Source organism: Ottowia sp., assembly GCF_047601385.1.
Taxonomy (GTDB): domain Bacteria; phylum Pseudomonadota; class Gammaproteobacteria; order Burkholderiales; family Burkholderiaceae_C; genus Ottowia.
The window spans coordinates 1271518-1290360 of record NZ_JASGJP010000001.1; the positions used below are offsets into that span (position 1 = coordinate 1271518).

The window sequence follows — 18843 nt, forward strand, 5'->3', positions numbered from 1 at the left end:
CGTGCCCGAAACCACCCGCCGCATCGCCCACCTCGACATGGACGCCTTCTACGCCTCCGTGGAAGGACTGCGCTACCCGCAGCTCAAGGGCCAGCCGGTGGTGATCGGCGCCGGCCACGGGCTGTTGCAGGCGCGGCTGGAGGCGCTGCGGCGCGCGCACCCCGAGCGCGCCTGGGACGAGAGCGACCGCGCCCACATCCCGCTGGACTACTTCCCGCGCCTGGCCGACTACGCGGGCCGCGGCGTCATCACCACCGCCACCTACCCGGCGCGGCAGTTCGGCGTCGGCTCGGCCATGGGGCTGATGAAGGCCGCCCGGCTGTGCCCGCAGGCCATCCTGCTGCCGGTGGACTTCGGCGAATACCGGCGCTTCTCGCACGCCTTCAAGCAGGTCATCCGCGACATCGCCCCGGTGATGGAGGACCGCGGCGTGGACGAGGTCTACATCGACTTCACCGAAGTGCCCGGCGGCCAGCGCGAGGGCGGGCGCGTGCTGGCGCGGCTGATCCAGAAGAGCATCTTCGAGGCCACGGGCCTGACCTGCTCCATCGGCGTGGCGCCCAACAAGCTGCTGGCCAAGATGGCCAGCGAGTTCGACAAGCCCAACGGCATCAGCGTCATCCACGAGAGCGACGTCGAGCGGCTGATCTGGCCCCTGCCCTGCCGCAAGATCAACGGCATCGGCCCCAAGGCCGACGCCAGACTGGCGGGCCACGGCATCCGCACCATCGGCGAGCTGGCCGCGCGCGAGAAGCCCTGGCTGATCGAAACCTTCGGCAAAAGCTACGGCGCCTGGCTGCACGAGGCCTCGCACGCCCGCGACGGGCGGCCAGTGGTGACCGAGAGCGAGCCCGTCAGCATGAGCCGCGAGACCACGTTCGAGCGCGACCTGCACGCCGTGCACGACCGTGCGGCCTTGAGCGCCATCTTCACGCGGCTGTGCGAGCAGGTGGCGGCCGATTTGCAGCGCAAGGGCTACGCGGGCAAGACCATCGGCATCAAGCTGCGCTTCGACGACTTCAAGATCGTCACGCGCGACCAGACGGTGGCCGACTACACCAGCGACGCGCGCCGCATCCGCCAGGTGGCGGGCCAGTGCCTCAAGCGCGTGCCGCTCGACCGCCGCCTGCGCCTGCTGGGCGTGCGCGTGGGCACGCTGATGCCGGCGCGGGACCTGGCGCGGCACGCCGATCCGCAGGCCGGCCCCGAGCTGCCGCTATTCGAACCATAGCTGCAGGCGCTTGACTGGCAGGCGCTGGCGCCCAGATTGACGCTGGATCTTGCCCTTCGTAGAGTCCCCGATACGGCCCTTGCGAGGAGGCGGCCATGAGCACCCTGCTCCGGTTGGCGGACATGCGGCGCGTGCGGCGCTGGATGGTGGCGAACAGGCGCGAGCACCCCGCCGAATACCAGGCCTGGGACGCGGTGACCACGCTGTGGGTGATGGGCGCCACGGGCTGGCTGCCGGCACTGCTGCTGCACCAGGGCTGGTGGGCGCTGCCGCTGTGCCTGCTGGGGTGGCGGGCGCCGACACTCTACGTGCGCTGGCGCGTGCGCGCCCACGCGGCGGGGCGCCTGCGGTGCGACTGGCTGCCGGCCTTGCCGGCCGCCGTGAGGTGACGGTGAGCACCGACGGCCGCGCGCAGCGAGCGGCCGATGAAGGCCCGTCAGGGCCACAGCTCCAGACGGCAGACGTAGGCGTCGCCGCGGAAGGTCGATTCGACGTATTCGACCGGCACCCCGTTGGCCGCGCGCGTCAGCCGCTTGACCAGCAGGCACGGCTGCGGCCGGGCCAGGCCGAAGGCCGCGGCGTCCAGCTGCGAGCTGAGCACGGCCTCCATCGTCTGCTCCGCGCTGCCCACCTCCAGCGCGCACAGGCGGGCCAGACGCTCGTGGGCCGACCCGTGGCCGTCCCAGCCCACCATCTGCGGCGCCAGGGCCAGGTCGTACCAGGCCAGCTCGCGCAGCATGGGCACGCCGTCGCCGCAGCGCAGGCGCGCCACGTGCAGGAACTGCGCGCTGGGCGGGCGGCGGAAGGTGGAGGCGATGCGCGCGTCGCGCACCACCTCCAGGCGCAGCAGCATGCTGGTGGCCGCCTTGCCGCGCTCGCGCAGTTCGTCGGCGAAGTCCCGCAGGTGGCCGGTGGTGGCGTGCGCGCGGCGCGGCGGCGTGCGCACCACGCTGCCCGCGCGGCCGCGGCCGGCCAGGCGCTGGTCGTGGCGCAACTGGTCGTAGCAGCGCTTGACGGTGGAGCGGCTGACGCCCAGCGTCTCGGCCAGCTCGCGCTCGGGCGGGAGGCTGACGCCCTCGCGCACGCGGCCCGAGGACAGCAGCTCGTCCAGTTGCTCGTAGAGCTGCCGCCAAAGCGGGGCGTCCGCGCCGGTATCGAGCCGCAGCGCGCCGAAGGGATCCGGCGGCGGGGCGCCCCGGGCGCCCGCGCGCGCGCTCGGGTCGGCGTGCGAGGCCCGGGCGGCGGCGATGGCGTGGGTGTGTTCAAGCATGGGCTGGCGGCCATTCTGGGGCTGGCCGGCGCACCCGCGCCTGCCGCGGCGCGAGCGGCCGGCAGTCGTGCACGCCAGCGTTGCGCGGCAGCGGCACGGCCGTGAAAAAGTTGCACCCCGCCGATCGGCCAGGGAAAGAAGATCAATAAAAACGGGCTCCACGGCCCATCCAGCAACCGCCAGCAGCTATTGGAACAATAGCAGATGCTATTGCCGCGCGGTGCGCACGTTGCCCGGCGGCGGGCCGGGGTGGCTGGTGCGCCAGGGGTTGATGTCGAGCCCGCCGCGCCGGGTGTAGCGCGCGTACACCGCGAGCCTGGTGGGGCGACAACGCGCCCAGAGGTCGGTGAAGATGCGCTCGACACAGTGCTCGTGGAAATCGCTGTGGCGCCGGAAGCTGACCAGGTAGCGCAGCAGGCCGCCCTGGTCGATCTGCGGGCCGGCGTAGCGGATCTGCACGCTGCCCCAGTCGGGCTGGCCGGTGACGGGGCAGTTGCTCTTCAGTAGGCGGCTGGTCAGCACCTCCTCCACCGGCTGTTCGCCGAAGGCGGCGCTCAGCAGTTCGGGCGCGGGCTCGGCGTGGTCGCACTCGATGTCGAGGCGGTCGAGGTTCAGGCCGTCCAGCTCGTGCACGGGCTGCTGGTCGAATTCGTCGGGGCCGATCAGCCGCACGCCGGCGCTGGCGCCCACCGGGCCGCCGTGCCACAGCGCGGCGCTGACGTCGCCCTGGATGCGGCGGCGCACTTCGCCGGCATCGGCCAGGCGGGTGCCGCTGAAGCTGTTCAGGTACAGCTTGAAGGACTTGCTTTCGATGATGTGCGTGCTCTCGCACGGCACGGTGACGTGGGCGATGGCGACCTGCGGCTTGCCGCGCGGGTTCAGCCACGACAGCTCGAACGCCGTCCACAGGTCGGCGCCCAAGAAGGGCGGCTGCCCGGCCAGCCCCAGCCGCGCGCGCTGCGGCGCGCGGGCGATGGGGAACAGCAGCGCGGGGTCGTACTGGTCGGCGTAGCTGGTGGGCTTGCCGAGCGCGCTGCCTTCCAGTGAATCGCTCACCTGACAACCCTCCGCGCTGCGCGCTGCGAGATGAGCGCTTGGGAGCGGCCCGGCGCGCTCATGCCGCGAGCGCCGATTCAGCGGCCTCGATGGGGTGGGCGCGCAGGAAGGGCAGCATCTCGGCCACCACCGGCCGGCTGACCGAGGGCGGCAGCGCATGGCCCATGCGGTCGATGACGACGTAGCGCGAGTCGGGAATGCGGCGCGCGGTGTCGGCGCCACAGTTGACGGGCACCAGCGGGTCTTCGCGGCCGTGCAGCACCAGCGCGGACACGCGCATGCGGGTCAGTTCGTCGGCGCGCCGCGTGTCGGCCATGATGGCGCGCAACTGGCGCAGCATGCCGTCGGGGTTCTGGGCGCGGTTCAGCGAGACCTCGATGGCGGCGCGCAGGTCCGCCTCGGGCTGGTCGTACGAGGGGCCGCCGATGGTGCGGTACAGCTCGACGTAGTAGCGCAGGAGCGCCTCGCGGCCGCCTGCGCGCGGACGCGCCAGCATGGCGCGGACGACGTGCGGCTCGGGCCGGGGCAGGCCGCGCGCGCCGCTGCTGCTCATGATGCTGACCAGCGAGCGCACGCGCTCGGGCGCCGCCAGCGCCAGCCGCTGCGCGATCATGCCGCCCATGCTGGCGCCGGCGACGTGCGCGCGCGCGATGCCCAGCGCGTCCAGCACGCCCAGCGCGTCGGCCGCCATGTCGCCCAGGGTGTAGGGCGCATGCAGCTCGCGGCCCAGCGCCAGCATCAGGCCGCCCCAGGTCGGATTGGGACGGCCGAACTGCGGGAAATACTGCGACAGGCCGATGTCGCGGTTGTCCAGGCGGATGACGCGGTAGCCGGCCTCCACCAGCGGCTGCACGAAATAGGAAGGCCAATGGACCAGCTGGCAGCCCAGGCCCATGATGAGCAGCAGCGGCTCGCCGCTGCCGCCGGTGTCTTCCACCTCGATGTCGATGCCGTTGGCCTTGACTTTCATGGTACTTCTCTCTTTTAGTCTTGCGTTACTTGAATTCGCCTTCGCGCAGCCACTTGGTGGCGATCCACTTCTCGCCGGCGATCACCGGCGCGCCGCCGTGCAGCGTGCGGGTGCTGGGGTGCGCGCGCTCGTAGCTGAAGAACACGGCGTTGCCGCGCTTGGGCGCCACCTCCAGGTGCACGTCGGGGAAGGTGGTGCCGCCGCCCTTCTCGGGCTCGCGGAGGTACATCACCAGCGTGCCCACGCGCTGGCCGCCGCGCCGCAGGATGGTGGGCGTGCCCGGCTCCTTGGGGTCGAAGTAGTCGTAGTGCGGCTTGTATTCGGTGCCGGGCACGTATTGCAGGATCTGCAGGCCCTCGCCGTTCTCCACCGGCCAGTTCACCAGCCTGGCGATGCGCGCCTCGATGCGGGTCACCAGCGCGTTCTCGCCGCGCTGGAAGAACATGCCCTGGCTGGTGCGGTCGGCGTTGACCTCCTCGCCGCCGGTGCGCGTGGCCACCGTGAGCGAGCGGCTCATGCGCGGGCGCGCGGCGTCGATCAGCGCGTCGCATTCCTCGTCGGACAGCAGGCCGCCGAACACCACCACGCGCGGCGCCGCCATCACGGTCAGCACGGCCACCTGGCGGTCGCCGCCGTCCAGGTACAGGGGCGAGTCGTCCACGTCGGGCTCGGGCACGGGCACGGCGGGCGGCAGTGCGCCGGCGGCGGTCTGCGCCGACAGATGGCCGCGCAGCGTGGTCTCCATGGCGTCGATGGCCACGTCCTCGTCCCAGCCGGAGGTCTTCATGGATTGCAGCACCGACTCGGCGCTGTGCCCGGCCTGGGCCTGCTCGACGATCCACTGGCGGAGCTCGGGGGTGATCTGCTGGTCCATGGCGACGCTTTCAGGCTTTACGGCGGAAGACGAGGCGATCGGGTTGCGAGGCGGCGGCGGCGAAGGCGTAGCCTTCCAGGTCGAAGCCTTGCAGCTTCTTGGGCGTGGCGATGCGGTGCCGGGCGGCGTAGCGCGCCATCAGCCCGCGCGCGCGTTTGGCCAGGAAGCTGATGACCTTGTACTGGCCGCCCTTGTAGTCCTCGAACACGCAGTCGATCACGCGCGCCTTCAGCGCCTGGCGGTCCACCGCCTTGAAGTATTCCTGCGAGGCCAGGTTGACGACCACGGGCGAGGCGTCGGCCGCCAGGCGCTGGTTCAAGTAGTCGCTGATGCGCGCGCCCCAGAACTGGTACAGCGTGTCGCCGCGGTCCGTGGCCAGGCGCGTGCCCATCTCCAGGCGGTAGGGCTGCATCCAGTCCAGCGGGCGCAGCACGCCGTACAGGCCGCTCAGGATGCACAGGTGCTGCTGGAGCCAGTCCAGCTCGGCGGCCTCCAGCGTGCGGGCGTCGAGCCCGCCGTACACGTCGCCGTTGAAGGCCCATGCCGCCTGCCGCGAATTGGCGGCCGTGAAGCGCGGCCGCCAGGCGGCGTAGCGCGCCGCGTTCAGGCTGGCCAGCGGGTCGCTCAGCTTCATCAGCGCGGCGATCTGCTGGGGCGACTGCTCGCGCAGCACGGCGATCAACTCGGCCGACTGCCTGGCGAACAGCGGCGCGGTGTGGGGCAGATCGGGGGGAACGGGCGTGTCGTAGTCCAGCGCCTTGGCCGGGGACAGGAGGAACAGCATGGCGCGGATTTTCCCATCAAGACGCGCGGCGGGTCGCCGCCAACGAGGCGGCGCGCGCTATGCTACTATTTTCATAGCTGTCAGCGCTTTCTGGGCGGGCGCCGGAAGCCGATTTCACTCTCAACGCAGCCCGCAGCGCATCAACTCCAAAGAACCCGAGGGCCGCGGAGCAGGCCATGCCAGTGCGCTCCTGGTCGGGGTCCCCCCGACCAGCGGGCGCGCCCCCGGAGAGGGGGGTGGCGCAACAACGCGAAGCGTGTGGAGCCTGGGGGTGAGCCGTTTACTGCGCGGTCCACCCGCCGTCGCTGGCCCACGCCTGGCCGCGCACGTTGTCGGCGGCGGGCGAGCAGAAGAACACCGCCATGCCGCCCAACTGCTCGGGCGTGGTGAATTGCAGCGAAGGCTCTTTCTCCTGCAGCAGCTCCTTCGTGGCCTGCTCGACGCTGATCTTCTCGCGCGCGGCGCGGTCGTCGATCTGCTTCTGCACCAGCGGCGTCAGCACCCAGCCGGGGCAGATGGCGTTGGCGGTGACGCCGGTGGTGGCCAGCTCCAGCGCGGCGACCTTGGTCAGGCCGACGATGCCGTGCTTGGCCGCCACGTAGGCGCTCTTGCTGGCCGAGGCCACCAGCCCGTGCGCCGAGGCGATGTTGATGATGCGGCCCCAGTTCTTCTGCCGCATGAAAGGGATCGCCAGCCGCGTGGTGTGGAACGCCGAACTCAGGTTGATGGCGATGATGGCGTCCCAGCGCTCGGTGGGAAAGTCCTCGATCGGCGACACGTGCTGGATGCCGGCGTTGTTGACCAGCACGTCCACGCCGCCGAACTTGCCGGCGGCGAATTTCATCATGTCCTCGATCTCGGCCGGCTTGCTCATGTCGGCGCCGTGGTATTCGACTTTGACGCCGTGGGCGGCGATCTGCGCCTTGGGCCCCTCGACGTCGCCGAAGCCGTTCATGACGATGTGCGCGCCCTGCTTGGCCAGCTCGACGGCGATGCCCAGCCCGATGCCGCTGGTGGAACCGGTGACCAGGGCGGTCTTGCCTTTCAGCATGCTCATGTGCGGTGCTCCTTACTTCAGCAGCGTCACGCCGGTCTTGGACTGCGCTTCGTCGAGAGTCACGCCGTCCGCCAGCTCGACCACCTTGATGCCGCCTTCCACCACGTCGAACACGCCCAGGTCGGTGATGATGCGGTCCACCACGCCCACGCCGGTCAGCGGCAGCGTGCACTGGGGCAGGATCTTCAGGTCGATGCCGCCGTCCTTCTTCTTCGCCACGTGCTCCATCAGCACGATCACGCGCTTGACGCCGGCCACCAGGTCCATCGCGCCGCCCATGCCCTTGACCATCTTGCCGGGGATCATCCAGTTGGCCAGGTCGCCCTTCTCGCTGACCTGCATGGCACCCAGGATGCTGAGGTTGATCTTGCCGCCGCGGATCATGGCGAAGCTCTGGTCGCTGCCGAAGATCGACGAGCCGGGCAGCGTGGTCACCGTCTGCTTGCCGGCGTTGATGAGGTCGGGGTCCACCTGGTCCTCGGTCGGGAACGGGCCGATGCCGAGCATGCCGTTCTCCGATTGCAGCCACACCTCCTTGGCGCCGGTGTGGTTGGCCACCAGGGTGGGAATGCCGATGCCGAGGTTGACGTAGAAGCCGTCCTCCAGCTCTTGCGCCGCGCGCGCGGCCATCTGGTCTTGGGTCCAAGGCATGTCAGGCTCCTGCTTTCTCGGTGATGGTGCGTTTCTCGATGCGCTTCTCGGGGGTGGCGTTCAGCACGATGCGGTGCACGTAGATGCCGGGCAGGTGCACGTCGTCCGGCGCCAGCTCGCCCACCTCGACGATCTTCTCCACCTCCACGATGCAGACCTTGCCGGCCGTGGCCGCCGCCGGGTTGAAGTTACGTGCCGTCAGGTTGAAGCGCAGGTTGCCGGACTTGTCGGCCACGTCGGCCTTGACCAAGGCCACGTCGGGCACCAGCGAGCGCTCCAGCACGTAGGTCTCGCCGTCGAACTCGCGCAGCTCCTTGCCCTCGGCCACCATGGTGCCCACGCCGGTCCTGGTGAAGAAGGCCGGGATGCCCGCGCCGCCGGCGCGCAGCTTCTCGGCCAGCGTGCCCTGGGGCGTGAACTCCAGCGCCAGCTCGCCGGCCAGGAACTGGCGCTCGAACTCCTTGTTCTCACCCACGTAGCTGGCGATCATCTTCCTGATCTGGCGCGTCTCCAGCAGCTTGCCCAGGCCAAAGCCATCGACGCCGGCGTTGTTGGAGATGCAGGTCAGGTTCTTGACGCCGCTGTCCTTCAGCGCTTCGATCAGCGCCTCGGGGATGCCGCACAGGCCGAAGCCGCCCACGGCGATGAGCTGGCCGTCCTGGACGACGCCTTTCAGCGCCTCGGCGGCCGAGGGGTAGATCTTGTTCACGGGGGATTTCTCCTTGAGAGGGAAAGGGATTGGGGGGGTGCCTTGGACAACGTGTAACGATACTACGTCTCCGCGCGGCGATCAGCCGCTTGCCGCGAGGCCGCTTCCGACGCACGGGAGACTTCAAAATTCATAGCTGCCCGCGCTTTCTCCATCAGGGCTGGGGGCCTATCTGGCTTGAAGATCACTCCGGCGGCCCATCCACCACCTCGGCCGCGCTGCGGAACGCCTCCACGGCGCAGGGCACGCCGCAATACACGCTGGCGTGCAGCAGCACCTCCTGGATCTCATCCACCGTGGCGCCGTTGTTCAGCGCGCCGCGCACGTGGCCCTTCAGTTCGTGCTGGCGGCCCAGCGCCGTCAGCATGGCGACGGTGATCAGGCTGCGCGTCTTCAAATCCAGCCCCGGGCGCTGCCACACGTCGCCCCAGGCGCTGCGCGTGATGCAGGCCTGCATGGGCTGGGTGAACGCGGTCGCGCCGGCCAGCGCGCGGTCGACGAAGTCGTCGCCCATCACCCGGCGGCGGGTGGCGAGGCCGTCCTCGAAAGCCTTGTCGGCGGGCCATTCCATGCGGTGCTCCTGTGTTCAAAAGATGGCACCCAGCATAATGGCCCGCACCTGCCGAGCCCGAGGAGACTTGCCATGAGCCGCTACCCGCTGCCCGACCTGAACACCCTGCCCGACGACATCAAGGCCAAGGCGCTGGAGGTGCAGGAGAAAGCCGGCTTCATCCCCAACGTGTTCCTCGGCCTGGCGCGCCGGCCGGCCGAATGGCGCGCCTTCTTCGCCTACCACGACGCGCTGATGGAGCCCGAGAGCACGGGCCGCGCCAGCCGCCTGACCAAGGGCGACCGCGAGATGATCGTCACCGCCACCAGCGCGGCCAACCAGTGCCTGTACTGCGTGGTGGCGCACGGCGCGCTGCTGCGCATCTACGAGAAGAAGCCGCACGTGGCCGACCAGGTGGCGGTGAACTGGCGCAAGGCCGCCGACATCACGCCGCGCCAGCGCGCCATGCTGGACTTCGCCATGAAGGTGCGCGAGCGCTCCCACGAACTCGGCGACGCCGACTGGGACGCCCTGCACACGCACGGCTTCGACGACGAGGACATCTGGGACATCGCGGCCATCACCGCCTTCTTCGGCCTGTCGAACCGCCTGGCCAGCTTCAGCGGCATGCTCCCCAACCCCGAGTTCTACCTGATGGGGCGCGTGCCGCGCGAGAAGAAAGCCTGAGTCCATCGCTATCGCAACGATAGCTGCCAGCGCTTGTCCAGCAAGTGCTGGGGCCGTTTTTCAATCAGATCTTGGCGCCACGCCCCGGCAGCCGTCCATCGCGTCGAGCGCGCGGCGGTACGAGGGCGACCGCACGTCCAGCAGCCCCAGCACCGTGTGGTAGAGGTGGTCGTGCGTCAGCGGCGCGTCCAGCCCGGCGCGCAGGCAGGCGTCCGACAGCCGCTGGCGGCGCTCCAGCCCGGCGCCCAGCCAGGCCACCATCGGCACGTGCTTCTGCTGGTCGGGCGCGATGGCGTAGGGCATGCCGTGCAGGAACAGGCCGTACTCGCCCAGCGATTCGCCGTGGTCGCTGACGTACAGCAGGCCGGTGTCGTAGCGCGCGGACTGCCCGCGCAGCCAGTCGATCGCGCCGGCCAGGAAGGCGTCGGTGGCGACGATGGTGTTGTCGTAGGCGTTCACCAGCGCGTCGTGGCTGCAATCGGCCAGCACCTCGGTGCGGCACTCGGGCAGAAAGCGCTTGGCCGCCGCCGGCGATCGCTTGTGGTAGGCCGGTCCGTGGCTGCCCATCTGGTGCATCACCAGCAGCACGCCGCGCTGGCGCTGCGCCTCGGGCAGCGCGGCCAGCCGCTCGTCCAGGCCGTGCAGCAGGGCCTGGTCGCCGCACTCGCCGCCCTCGCACAGCGCCTGGCGCAGCTCGGCCGGCAGCCCGTCGGCGGCCTCGGCGCGCGGCACGCGCCGGCACACGCCCTTGCAGCCGCCGGGCTGGTTCTCCAGCCACAGCACGGCCAGGCCGGCGGCCTGCGCCACGTCCAGCAGGTTCTCGTGCTCCTGCTTGCGCGCCTCGAAGTCGCGCCGGCCCAGCGGCGAGAACATGCAGGGCACCGAGGCCAGCGTGCTGGTGCCGCAGGAGCGCACCTCGCGCCAGCTCAGCACCTGGCGGCGGGCCAGCTCGGGCGTGGTGTCACGCGCGTAGCCGTTCATCAGCCCGAAGTGGTCGGCGCGCGCCGTCTCGCCCACCACCAGCACCAGCAGCGGCGGCTTCGCGCCCGCCACGTGGGTGGGGCCCAGGGCCGCGCCGCGCGACGTCGGCACCAGCGCGCCGCCTTGCGCCAGCGCCGGGCGCGCGGCGCGCACGGCGGCCACGGTGGTGGAGTACAGGCTGGCCAGCGGGTTCATCAGGTAGCGCAGCTGGGTGTGGTTGCGCATCAGCGGCGCCAGGTCGCGCGAGGCCACCGCCACCGTGGCGGCCGCCACGCCGAAGGCCATCAGCAGCATGCCCGCGTTGCGCGCCGCCTGCCGCGCCAGCCCCACGGGCGCGATGCGCACGCGCCACAGCCACCACGTGGCCGGCGCCAGCACGGCCAGCACCGTCATCAGCATGCGCGGGCCCAGCAGGTCGGCCACCTCGCGCGCGTCGGTGTGCAGCATGTTGGCGGCCATGCCCGGGTCCATCACCACGCCGTAGGCCAGCATGTAGTGCTGCGACAGCGCGGCCGCCAGCACCACCAGCCACCACAGCGGTTTCAGCACGCGCGGCCAGGCCAGCAGGCTCAGCACCGCCACCGTGCCGCAGGCGATCAGCACGTGCAGCGCCAGCGCCGAGCGCACGCCGGCGTCGATGCGTGCCAGTTGCAGCCACAGCGGCCAGTTGGCCGCCAGCACCAGGTACGCGGCCAACGCCAGCGCCGCCCCTTGCGCGGACACGGGGCCGGCCGGCCAAGCACTCAGCCGCCGCGCGGCGGTGCGAACGCGCGCCCAGGGATCGGAAAGGGACGAAGCGGAAGCCGCAGCGTGCAGAGACATGCGCGGCGATGCTCGGCCGCCGCGCTGAAGGCTGCCTGAAGGCACCGTTCAGCCTGTATTCAGCTTTGTATCCTCCGCCTCAGGCCGGCGCGCGAAGTTCATCGCCAGCCCCACCGTCCAGCAGATCCAGGCACTCCACAGCGTGTGGCTCAGGTAGTGCGCGCCGCGCATCTGCTGTGCCCACCCCAGCACGCCGCCCAGCAGCAGCGCCGCCGCCAGCCAGGGGCCGGCCACGCGCGGCGCCGCGCGCCGCAGCACGAACCAGCCGGCCACATAACCCAGCGCCGCCGACGCATGGCCGGCCGGAAAGCAGTGCCCCGGCCCGTGGTCGCGTACGCCCCAGGACCAGTGCGACACGTAGGGCGCCGCGCCGCCGAACCCGGCCAGATCCCACGGGCAGCTGGTGGCGCTGGCGCGCTTGGCCAGCGCCACCGCGAGCATGGCCGTCACCACCGACAGCAGCAGCAGCCAGCGGTCGCCCGCCGCCATGCCGCGCAGGAACCCCCAGGGCCGCACCGCGCCCACCGCCAGCGCGGCCACCGCCACGCCGCTGGCCGCGCGCGGCACCTTGTGCAGCCAGAACGAGAACCCCGGCTGGCCGCGCCAGGCGAAGCCCTGCGCGGAGCCGAACAGCCGCGCCAGGGCCAGGTCGAGCCCGGTGGCGTCCCACAGCGCGATGAGCAGGAAAAGCAGCAGCGTCAGCGCGCACAGCCGGCGCTCGGACCACAGGGGCATGGGCATCAGGTCGGACGAGGGAGCGGCAAGCTACCGCCGCCACCTGAACGCCGGGTGAACGCGCGCGCTCCTACACTGCGCGCATGCGCGTGCTGCTGGTGGAAGACGACGCGGCCCTGTCCGAGGCCGTGTGCGACTACCTGCGCGCCAAGGCCTACGTGGTGGACGCCGTGCCCAGCCTCGCCCAGGCCGGCGCCGCGCTGCACGCGGCCCGCTACGCCGCCGTGCTGCTCGACCTGCACCTGGCCGACGGCGACGGCCTGGCCCTGCTGCCGCGCGTGCGTGCGCTGCGCGAGCGCCCCATCGTCATCGTGCTGACCGCGCGCGATCAGGTCAGCGACCGCATCCGCGGCCTGGACGCCGGGGCAGACGACTATCTCGTCAAGCCCTACGACCCCGGCGAGCTGCTGGCCCGCCTGCGCGCCGTGGAGCGCCGCCGCGACACTTCCGGCGCGCCGGTGCTGGCGCTGGGCGAGCTGCAGATCGACCTGGCGCGCGAGCAGGTGCGCCGCGCCGGCGTGCCGATCGTGCTGACGGCCAAGGAATGGGCGCTGCTGCGCGTGATGTCCACGCACCCCGAGCGCCTGCACACGCGCGAGCACCTGCAGGACGCCCTGTACGGCTGGGGCGACGAGACCGACAGCAACACGCTGGAAGTGTTCATCAGCCGCTTGCGCCGCAAGCTGGGGCGCGAGCACATCGAGACGCTGCGTGGCCTGGGATACCGGCTGGTGCTGGACGCCCCATGAACGCGCCGGGCCGCTCCCAAGCGTTCATCCCGCCGTCCGCAGGACGGAGGGCAGTCCGATGACCGCCCCCACCCTGGCGCACCGGCTGGCGCGCGCGCTGATGCTGCGGCTGGCTCTGGTGTGGGTGCTGTGCGTGCTCGCCGTCGCCTTCTACCTGAACCACGAAATCGAGGAGAACTTCGACGTCGAGCTGGCCGAGAACGCGCACCGCATGTTCGACGTGGCCATGTTCCAACTCCAGCGCGCCGCGCCCGGTGCCCCCGCACCGCTGCCGATGATCGCCGACGAGCCGCTGTTCTCCAACGCGCCGCTGGTCTACCAGCTCGTGGATGCGCGGGGCAGTCTGCTGCTGCGCTCGCGCCAGGCGCCCGCGCAGGCGATGGCCGTGCCGCTGGTGCCCGGCTTCCACAACACCCGGGAGTGGCGCGTACATGTGGTGCGACATCCCCGGCAGGCGTTTTTCTTCCTGCTGGCCGACCCGCTGTCCGAGCGCAACGGCGAGTGGCGCGAGACGCTGCTGGTGCTGCTGGTGGCCGCCGTCATCGCGCTCGCGGTGCTGGCCTGGGCCCTGCCCGGGGTCGCCACGCGCGAGCTGAAAGTGCTGGAGCGGCTGCAGCGGCAGATCAGCGAGCGCGGCGGCGGCGACCTGCGCCCCCTGGCGCTGGTGGGCCTGCCGGCCGAACTGCGGGCCGTGGGCGAAGACGTGAACCTGCTGATGCAGCGCCTGAACCAGGCGCTGGACGTGGAGCACGCGCTGGCCGCCAACGCCGCGCACGAGCTGCGCACCCCGCTGTCCACCGCCCGCCTGCGGCTGCAAACCGCGCTGGAGCACGGCCTGCACCGCGCGGACGTGCAAGCCGCCGTGGCCGCGATGCAGACCCTGAGCCACCGCGCCGAGAAGCTGCTCCAACTCTCGCGCGCCGAGTCCAGCGCCCCGCTCGCGCGCGCGCCGGTGGACCTGGGCCGCCTGGCCGCCACGGTGGCGCAGGAGTTCTGGCAGGACGAGCGCGCCGCCGACCGGCTGAACCTGGTGGCCCTGCACAGCGGCCCCGCGCCCGTGGCCCTGGGCGACTTCGACGCGCTGGCCATCGCGCTGCGCAACCTGGTGGAAAACGCGCTGCACTACACGGGCGACAGCCCGGTGGAGCTGATCGTCGGCCCCGGCTGCCGGCTGGTCGTGCGCGACCACGGCCCCGGCGTGGCGCCCGAGCGCCTGCAAACCCTCCAGCAGCGCCACGTGCGCCAGAGCGCCGAGCGCACCGGCTACGGGCTGGGCCTGTCGATCGTGGCCACCATCGCCGAGAAGCACGGCGCGCGGCTGGCGCTGACCTCGCCGCTGTCGGACGGGGAATGCGGTTTCGAGTCGCGACTGGCGCTGATGCCCGCCGTGGCCTGACCCGCGTCAGGCCACCAGCGCCCGCACCCAGTCGGGCAGCGGCACCGCCTTCTGGCGCGGGAAGTCCACCCAGATCACGGTGGCGCCGCCCGTGGCCGAGACCACGCCGGGCTGGTCCGCGCGCTCCATCGTCAGCCAGGTCTCGAAGGTGGTGCGCGCCGGGTCGCTGACGTAGACCTTGATCAGCACCTCGCCCGGGTATTCGAGCTGGCGAATGAAGTTGCAGAAGGCGTTGGCGATCACCGGCCCCTGGCCGGCCGGGTCGGGCGCGAAGCCCATGGCGTCGAACCACTCGATGCGCGCCGTCTCCATGTAGCGGAAGTAGTTGGCGTTGTTGACGTGGCCCATGGCGTCCATGTCGCCCCAGCGGATGGGCACGCGCGTCTCGTGCACGAGCTTCCTGGCCTCGGGGAGCTCGATCTTCATCTATTAGCTACTGTTTCAGGAGCTGCCGGCGCTTTCTGGACGGGCGCTGGAGGCCGATTACAGTGCGAACCCATCGTCCGCCGCAATGACCGCGCCGTTGACGAAGTGGCTCTGGTCGCTGGCCAGCATCAGCAGCACCGGGTCCAGGTCCTTCGGCTCGCCCACGCGCTTGCGCGGCAGCATGGCGACGAGCTTCTGGCCGGCCTCGGTCTGCCAATGGTGGTGGTTGATCTCGGTGTCGATGTAGCCCGGGCAGATGGCGTTGACGGTGATGCCGAAGCGCCCCCACTCCAGCGCCATCGCCTTGGTCATCTGCACCACGGCGGCCTTGCTCATGCAGTAGGTGCCGATCTGCGGCAGCACCTTCAGCCCCGCCATGCTGGCGATGTTGATGATGCGCCCGCCCGTGAAGCTGCCCGGCGCCGCGCCCTGGGCGCGCGCGAGCATGCGCTTGCCCACCTCCTGCGCCACGAAGAAGGCGCCGCGCACGTTGGTGTCGAAGATGAAGTCGTAGTCGGCCTCGCTCACGTCCTGGATGCGCTGGGTGGTGGACACGCCGGAGTTGTTGACCAGGATGTCGATCGAGCCCATCTCCGTCTCGGCGTGCGCCACGGCGGCCTTGATGGAGGGCACGTCGGTCACGTCGCACTCGACCACGTGGGCGTCGCCGCCCTCGCCCTCGATGCGGGCGCGCAGCTCCTTCAGCTTCTCGACGCGGCGGCTGGCCAGCACCACGCCGGCGCCGGCGCGTGCCAGCGTGCGCGCGAACTGCGCGCCCAGGCCGCTGGAGGCGCCGGTGACGAAGGCCACACGGCCGGAAAGATCGATGCTGTAGCTCATGGTTTTCTTCCTTGGATGAGGCGCGTACCTGACAAACCCGGGGCCGGCGCGCGGAACCCGTGCATAAAATCACGCACGCACCGGGCCGGCCGGCCGCGCGGCACGCGCGGGCAAAACCCGGTCATTATTTCAAAACACCAGGAGCCGCGTCCCATGACCCCCGAGGAAATCATCCAGCAGTTCGGCCCGCGCGAGTCGATGGAGTACGACGTGGTCATCGTCGGCGCGGGGCCCGCGGGCCTGGCGGCGGCGATCCGGCTCAAGCAGCTGGCCGCCGGGAAGGGGACGGACGTCTCCGTCGTGGTGCTGGAAAAGGGCTCCGAGCCCGGCGCGCACATCCTCTCCGGCGCCGTGATGGACCCGAAGGCGCTGACCGAGCTGATCCCCGACTGGAAGGAAAAAGGCGCCCCGCTGCACCAGCCGGTGACCGACGACGCCTACGTCTTCCTCAGCGAGACCGGCGGCACCCGCGTGCCCAACCTGCTGCTGCCGCCCTTCGCGCACAACCACGGCAACTACATCGTCAGCCTGGGCAACGTGGTGCGCTGGCTGGCCACCCAGGCCGAGGAGCTGGGCGTGGAGATCTTCCCCGGCTTCCCGGCCGCCGAGGTGCTCTACAACGAGGACGGCTCCGTCAAGGGCGTGGCCACCGGCAACATGGGCATCGGCAAGGACGGCGAGCCGACCGAGAACTTCCAGCTCGGGATGGAACTGCACGGCAAGTACACGCTGTTCTGCGAAGGCGCGCGCGGGCACCTGGGCAAGCAGCTCATCGCGCGCTTCAAGCTCGACGAGCACAGCGACCCGCAGAGCTATGCCATCGGCATCAAGGAGCTGTGGGAGATCGATCCCAGCCGCCACACGCCCGGCTTCGTGATGCACACCGCCGGCTGGCCGATGGACGAGCACACCTACGGCGGCGCCTTCCTCTACCACGCCGAGGGCAACAAGGTCTACTGCGGCTACGTCACCGGCCTGAACTACGACAACCCCCACATCAGCCCGTTCGAGGAATTCCAGCGCTGGAAGACGCACCCGCGCGTCAAGTGGTACTTCACCGACGACGCCGGCAACGTCAACGCCAAGCGCCTGTCCTACGGCGCGCGCGCCATCACCGCCGGCGGCATCCTGGCGCTGCCCAAGACGGTGTTCCCCGGCGGCGCGCTGGCCGGCTGCGACGCCGGCTACCTGAACGTCAGCCGCATCAAGGGCAGCCACGCCGCCCTCAAGACCGGCATGCTGGCCGCCGAGGCCGCCTACGACGCCGTGGTCGCCGGCCGCCAGCACGACGAGCTGGCCGCCTACCCCGAGGCGTTCGAGCAGAGCTGGCTGGCCGCCGAGCTGAACAAGGACCGCAACTTCAAGAACTGGTTCAAGCGAGGCCTCAGCGTGGGCACGCTGATGAACGGCTTCGAGCAGTTCGTGCTGCGCGGCCACATCCCCTGGACGCTGCACCGCGCCAAGCCCGACCACGCGCAGCTGAAGCCGGCCAGCGAGTGCAAGCCCATCGCCTACCCCAAGCCCGACGGCAAGCTCACGTTCGACCGCCTCAGCTCGGTGTTCATCAGCAACACCAACCATGAAGAGAACCAGCCGGCGCACCTGACGCTGAAGGACCCCACCGTTCCCACGCGCATCAACCTGCCGCAGTACGCCGGCCCCGAGAGCCGCTACTGCCCGGCCGGGGTCTATGAGTTCGTGCCCGACGAGGCGGCCGGCGGCAACGCCCAGCGCCTGCAGATCAACGCCCAGAACTGCGTGCACTGCAAGACCTGCGACATCAAGGACCCGACGCAGAACATCGTCTGGGTCACGCCCGAGGGCGGCGGCGGGCCGAACTATTCAGGCATGTGATTTGCTATTTAATAGATAGCTTCCAGCGCACATCCAGCAAGCGCTGAGGGCCGATTTGGCTTGATTTCCACTGCCAGCCCGCGGGTTCTCGCGGGCCGGCCGCTGCTCCGCGAAAACCCCGGCATCGGCGCGCGCGCGGCGCGCCGATAATGGCGCACGCTCGGGGCCGCCCTGTTCGGCGCGGCCCGCTCGGGCGGCCCATTCCATTCCTCGGGAGACACCCATGAAACCATATTCCCTGGCCCTGGGCCTGTCGATGGCCTTCGGTCTCGCCGCCGGCGCGCAGGCCCAGACCACCACGCTCAAGATCGGCTACGCCACCTCGCCCGAATCGCACTACGGCGTCGGCTCCAAGGTGTTCTGCGACGAGGTCGAGAAAGGCACCCAGGGGCGCTACAAGTGCCAGCACTTCCCCAACTCGGCGCTGGGCGGCGAACGCGAGCAGATCGAGGCGGTGCAGCTCGGCACGCAGGACCTGGTGAACACCTCCACCGGCCCCGTGGGCAACTTCGTGCCCGAGGTCAAGATCGTGGACATCCCCTTCCTGTTCCGCGACTACGACCATGCGCGCAAGGTGATGGACGGCCCCATCGGCCAGGACATCCTGGCCAAGTTCCCGAGCAAGGGCATCGTCGCCCTGGCCTGGACGGAGAACGGCTTCCGCCACATGACCAACAGCAAGCGCGACATCGTCAAGCCCGAGGACGCCAAGGGCCTGAAGATGCGCACCATGGAGAACAAGGTGCACATGGACGGCTACCGCGCCTTCGGCATCCTGCCCACGCCGATGGCCTTCCCGGAGCTGTTCGGCGCGCTGCAGCAGGGCACGGTGGACGGACAGGAGAACCCGATCCCGGTGATCCTGGCCGCCAAGTTCTCGCAGGTGCAGAAGCACCTGTCGCTGACCGGCCACGTGTACTCGCCGGCGCTGCTGCTGCTGTCGCCCAAGGTGTGGGGCAAGCTCTCCGACGCCGACAAGAAGGTCTTCACCGAAGCCGCCAGGAAGGCCGGCGCGGCGCAGCGCAAGAAGGTCAACGAGGACGAGGCCAGCGGCGTCGCCACGCTCAGGTCGCAGGGCATGACGGTGGTCGAGAACGTGGACAAGCCCGCCTTCCAGGCCGCGCTGAAGACCGCCTACGAGGGCTACGCCAAGGAGTTCGGCGCCGACAACATCAGGAAGATCCAGGACGTGAAGTAAGCC

Annotated in this window: 20 protein-coding genes; 7 read left to right on the top strand and 13 right to left on the bottom strand. The window is 70.6% G+C overall.

Annotated elements, in window-relative coordinates; translation table 11 throughout:
• Positions 1 to 37: 37 nt before the first annotated feature.
• Entirely contained in the window at positions 38 to 1231 is a 1194-nt protein-coding gene (gene dinB / locus QM772_RS06140) for a DNA polymerase IV (RefSeq protein WP_415139489.1), read from the top strand.
• A 95-nt stretch (positions 1232 to 1326) separates the two neighbouring features.
• Positions 1327 to 1620: a hypothetical protein gene (locus QM772_RS06145; RefSeq protein ID WP_415134587.1), complete on the top strand. Its 294-nt coding sequence runs from the start codon at positions 1327 to 1329 to the stop codon at positions 1618 to 1620.
• Between the two features lie 47 nt (positions 1621 to 1667).
• Here QM772_RS06145 and QM772_RS06150 read toward each other — a convergent pair whose 3' ends face one another.
• The 9 genes from QM772_RS06150 to pcaC all read right to left on the bottom strand — a co-directional run bounded on the left by QM772_RS06150 (position 1668) and on the right by pcaC (position 9173).
• The gene (locus QM772_RS06150; protein ID WP_415134589.1) at positions 1668 to 2501 is read right to left on the bottom strand and encodes a GntR family transcriptional regulator; all 834 of its coding nucleotides are present in this window, start codon (positions 2499 to 2501) and stop codon (positions 1668 to 1670) included.
• A 207-nt stretch (positions 2502 to 2708) separates the two neighbouring features.
• Positions 2709 to 3557 (bottom strand): NADPH-dependent 7-cyano-7-deazaguanine reductase QueF, encoded by an 849-nt coding sequence (gene queF, locus QM772_RS06155; protein ID WP_415134591.1) that lies wholly within the window; start codon positions 3555 to 3557, stop codon positions 2709 to 2711.
• A 58-nt stretch (positions 3558 to 3615) separates the two neighbouring features.
• Positions 3616 to 4527: an alpha/beta fold hydrolase gene (locus QM772_RS06160; RefSeq protein ID WP_415134593.1), complete on the bottom strand. Its 912-nt coding sequence runs from the start codon at positions 4525 to 4527 to the stop codon at positions 3616 to 3618.
• A gap of 25 nt (positions 4528 to 4552) precedes the next feature.
• Positions 4553 to 5401, bottom strand: coding sequence for a 2OG-Fe(II) oxygenase (locus QM772_RS06165; RefSeq protein ID WP_415134595.1), 849 nt, complete (start codon positions 5399 to 5401; stop codon positions 4553 to 4555).
• Positions 5402 to 5411: 10 nt separating this feature from the next.
• Positions 5412 to 6185: a peroxide stress protein YaaA gene (gene yaaA / locus QM772_RS06170; RefSeq protein WP_415134597.1), complete on the bottom strand. Its 774-nt coding sequence runs from the start codon at positions 6183 to 6185 to the stop codon at positions 5412 to 5414.
• Between the two features lie 280 nt (positions 6186 to 6465).
• Positions 6466 to 7236, bottom strand: a complete 771-nt coding sequence (locus tag QM772_RS06175; protein WP_415139491.1) for a 3-hydroxybutyrate dehydrogenase — start codon at positions 7234 to 7236, stop codon at positions 6466 to 6468.
• An 18-nt stretch (positions 7237 to 7254) separates the two neighbouring features.
• Complete coding sequence (locus QM772_RS06180; protein ID WP_415134599.1) at positions 7255 to 7893, bottom strand: 3-oxoacid CoA-transferase subunit B; 639 nt, start codon at positions 7891 to 7893, stop codon at positions 7255 to 7257.
• A gap of 1 nt (position 7894) precedes the next feature.
• Entirely contained in the window at positions 7895 to 8602 is a 708-nt protein-coding gene (locus QM772_RS06185) for a CoA transferase subunit A (RefSeq protein WP_415134601.1), read from the bottom strand.
• A 184-nt stretch (positions 8603 to 8786) separates the two neighbouring features.
• On the bottom strand, positions 8787 to 9173 hold the full coding sequence (gene pcaC, locus QM772_RS06190; protein ID WP_415134603.1) for a 4-carboxymuconolactone decarboxylase: 387 nt from the start codon (positions 9171 to 9173) through the stop codon (positions 8787 to 8789).
• Positions 9174 to 9245: 72 nt separating this feature from the next.
• Between pcaC and QM772_RS06195 the strand changes: the two genes are divergently transcribed.
• Positions 9246 to 9839: a peroxidase-related enzyme gene (locus QM772_RS06195; RefSeq protein ID WP_415134605.1), complete on the top strand. Its 594-nt coding sequence runs from the start codon at positions 9246 to 9248 to the stop codon at positions 9837 to 9839.
• 60 nt (positions 9840 to 9899) lie between these two features.
• On the opposite strand, the gene QM772_RS06200 is transcribed toward QM772_RS06195, so the two are convergent.
• Together QM772_RS06200 and QM772_RS06205 are read right to left on the bottom strand one after the other, a co-directional pair.
• A complete protein-coding gene (locus QM772_RS06200) occupies positions 9900 to 11642 on the bottom strand; it encodes a phosphoethanolamine transferase (RefSeq protein WP_415134607.1) in 1743 nt (580 codons plus the stop codon).
• Between the two features lie 48 nt (positions 11643 to 11690).
• Entirely contained in the window at positions 11691 to 12377 is a 687-nt protein-coding gene (locus QM772_RS06205) for a phosphatase PAP2 family protein (protein ID WP_415134609.1), read from the bottom strand.
• An 83-nt stretch (positions 12378 to 12460) separates the two neighbouring features.
• Here QM772_RS06205 and QM772_RS06210 point away from each other — a divergent pair, with 83 nt between their 5' ends.
• Together QM772_RS06210 and QM772_RS06215 are read left to right on the top strand one after the other, a co-directional pair.
• On the top strand, positions 12461 to 13126 hold the full coding sequence (locus tag QM772_RS06210) for a response regulator (RefSeq protein WP_415134611.1): 666 nt from the start codon (positions 12461 to 12463) through the stop codon (positions 13124 to 13126).
• A gap of 58 nt (positions 13127 to 13184) precedes the next feature.
• On the top strand, positions 13185 to 14522 hold the full coding sequence (locus tag QM772_RS06215; RefSeq protein WP_415134613.1) for a sensor histidine kinase: 1338 nt from the start codon (positions 13185 to 13187) through the stop codon (positions 14520 to 14522).
• A 6-nt stretch (positions 14523 to 14528) separates the two neighbouring features.
• On the opposite strand, the gene QM772_RS06220 is transcribed toward QM772_RS06215, so the two are convergent.
• Together QM772_RS06220 and QM772_RS06225 are read right to left on the bottom strand one after the other, a co-directional pair.
• Complete coding sequence (locus tag QM772_RS06220) at positions 14529 to 14948, bottom strand: acyl-CoA thioesterase (protein ID WP_415134615.1); 420 nt, start codon at positions 14946 to 14948, stop codon at positions 14529 to 14531.
• Positions 14949 to 15005: 57 nt separating this feature from the next.
• Positions 15006 to 15788: an SDR family oxidoreductase gene (locus QM772_RS06225; protein WP_415134617.1), complete on the bottom strand. Its 783-nt coding sequence runs from the start codon at positions 15786 to 15788 to the stop codon at positions 15006 to 15008.
• Between the two features lie 153 nt (positions 15789 to 15941).
• Between QM772_RS06225 and QM772_RS06230 the strand changes: the two genes are divergently transcribed.
• Positions 15942 to 17642: an electron transfer flavoprotein-ubiquinone oxidoreductase gene (locus QM772_RS06230; RefSeq protein ID WP_415134619.1), complete on the top strand. Its 1701-nt coding sequence runs from the start codon at positions 15942 to 15944 to the stop codon at positions 17640 to 17642.
• A gap of 223 nt (positions 17643 to 17865) precedes the next feature.
• Complete coding sequence (locus tag QM772_RS06235) at positions 17866 to 18840, top strand: TRAP transporter substrate-binding protein (protein ID WP_415134621.1); 975 nt, start codon at positions 17866 to 17868, stop codon at positions 18838 to 18840.
• Positions 18841 to 18843 lie beyond the last annotated feature (3 nt).

Coding starts and splice junctions, on each gene's coding strand:
- dinB (WP_415139489.1), top strand. CDS start 38: ATGGACGCCTTCTACGCCTCCGTGGAAGGACTGCGCTACCCGCAGCTC.
- QM772_RS06145 (WP_415134587.1), top strand. CDS start 1,327: ATGAGCACCCTGCTCCGGTTGGCGGACATGCGGCGCGTGCGGCGCTGG.
- QM772_RS06150 (WP_415134589.1), bottom strand. CDS start 2,501: ATGCTTGAACACACCCACGCCATCGCCGCCGCCCGGGCCTCGCACGCC.
- QM772_RS06160 (WP_415134593.1), bottom strand. CDS start 4,527: ATGAAAGTCAAGGCCAACGGCATCGACATCGAGGTGGAAGACACCGGC.
- QM772_RS06165 (WP_415134595.1), bottom strand. CDS start 5,401: ATGGACCAGCAGATCACCCCCGAGCTCCGCCAGTGGATCGTCGAGCAG.
- yaaA (WP_415134597.1), bottom strand. CDS start 6,185: ATGCTGTTCCTCCTGTCCCCGGCCAAGGCGCTGGACTACGACACGCCC.
- QM772_RS06175 (WP_415139491.1), bottom strand. CDS start 7,236: ATGCTGAAAGGCAAGACCGCCCTGGTCACCGGTTCCACCAGCGGCATC.
- QM772_RS06180 (WP_415134599.1), bottom strand. CDS start 7,893: ATGCCTTGGACCCAAGACCAGATGGCCGCGCGCGCGGCGCAAGAGCTG.
- pcaC (WP_415134603.1), bottom strand. CDS start 9,173: ATGGAATGGCCCGCCGACAAGGCTTTCGAGGACGGCCTCGCCACCCGC.
- QM772_RS06195 (WP_415134605.1), top strand. CDS start 9,246: ATGAGCCGCTACCCGCTGCCCGACCTGAACACCCTGCCCGACGACATC.
- QM772_RS06200 (WP_415134607.1), bottom strand. CDS start 11,642: ATGTCTCTGCACGCTGCGGCTTCCGCTTCGTCCCTTTCCGATCCCTGG.
- QM772_RS06205 (WP_415134609.1), bottom strand. CDS start 12,377: ATGCCCCTGTGGTCCGAGCGCCGGCTGTGCGCGCTGACGCTGCTGCTT.
- QM772_RS06210 (WP_415134611.1), top strand. CDS start 12,461: ATGCGCGTGCTGCTGGTGGAAGACGACGCGGCCCTGTCCGAGGCCGTG.
- QM772_RS06215 (WP_415134613.1), top strand. CDS start 13,185: ATGACCGCCCCCACCCTGGCGCACCGGCTGGCGCGCGCGCTGATGCTG.
- QM772_RS06220 (WP_415134615.1), bottom strand. CDS start 14,948: ATGAAGATCGAGCTCCCCGAGGCCAGGAAGCTCGTGCACGAGACGCGC.
- QM772_RS06225 (WP_415134617.1), bottom strand. CDS start 15,788: ATGAGCTACAGCATCGATCTTTCCGGCCGTGTGGCCTTCGTCACCGGC.
- QM772_RS06230 (WP_415134619.1), top strand. CDS start 15,942: ATGACCCCCGAGGAAATCATCCAGCAGTTCGGCCCGCGCGAGTCGATG.
- QM772_RS06235 (WP_415134621.1), top strand. CDS start 17,866: ATGAAACCATATTCCCTGGCCCTGGGCCTGTCGATGGCCTTCGGTCTC.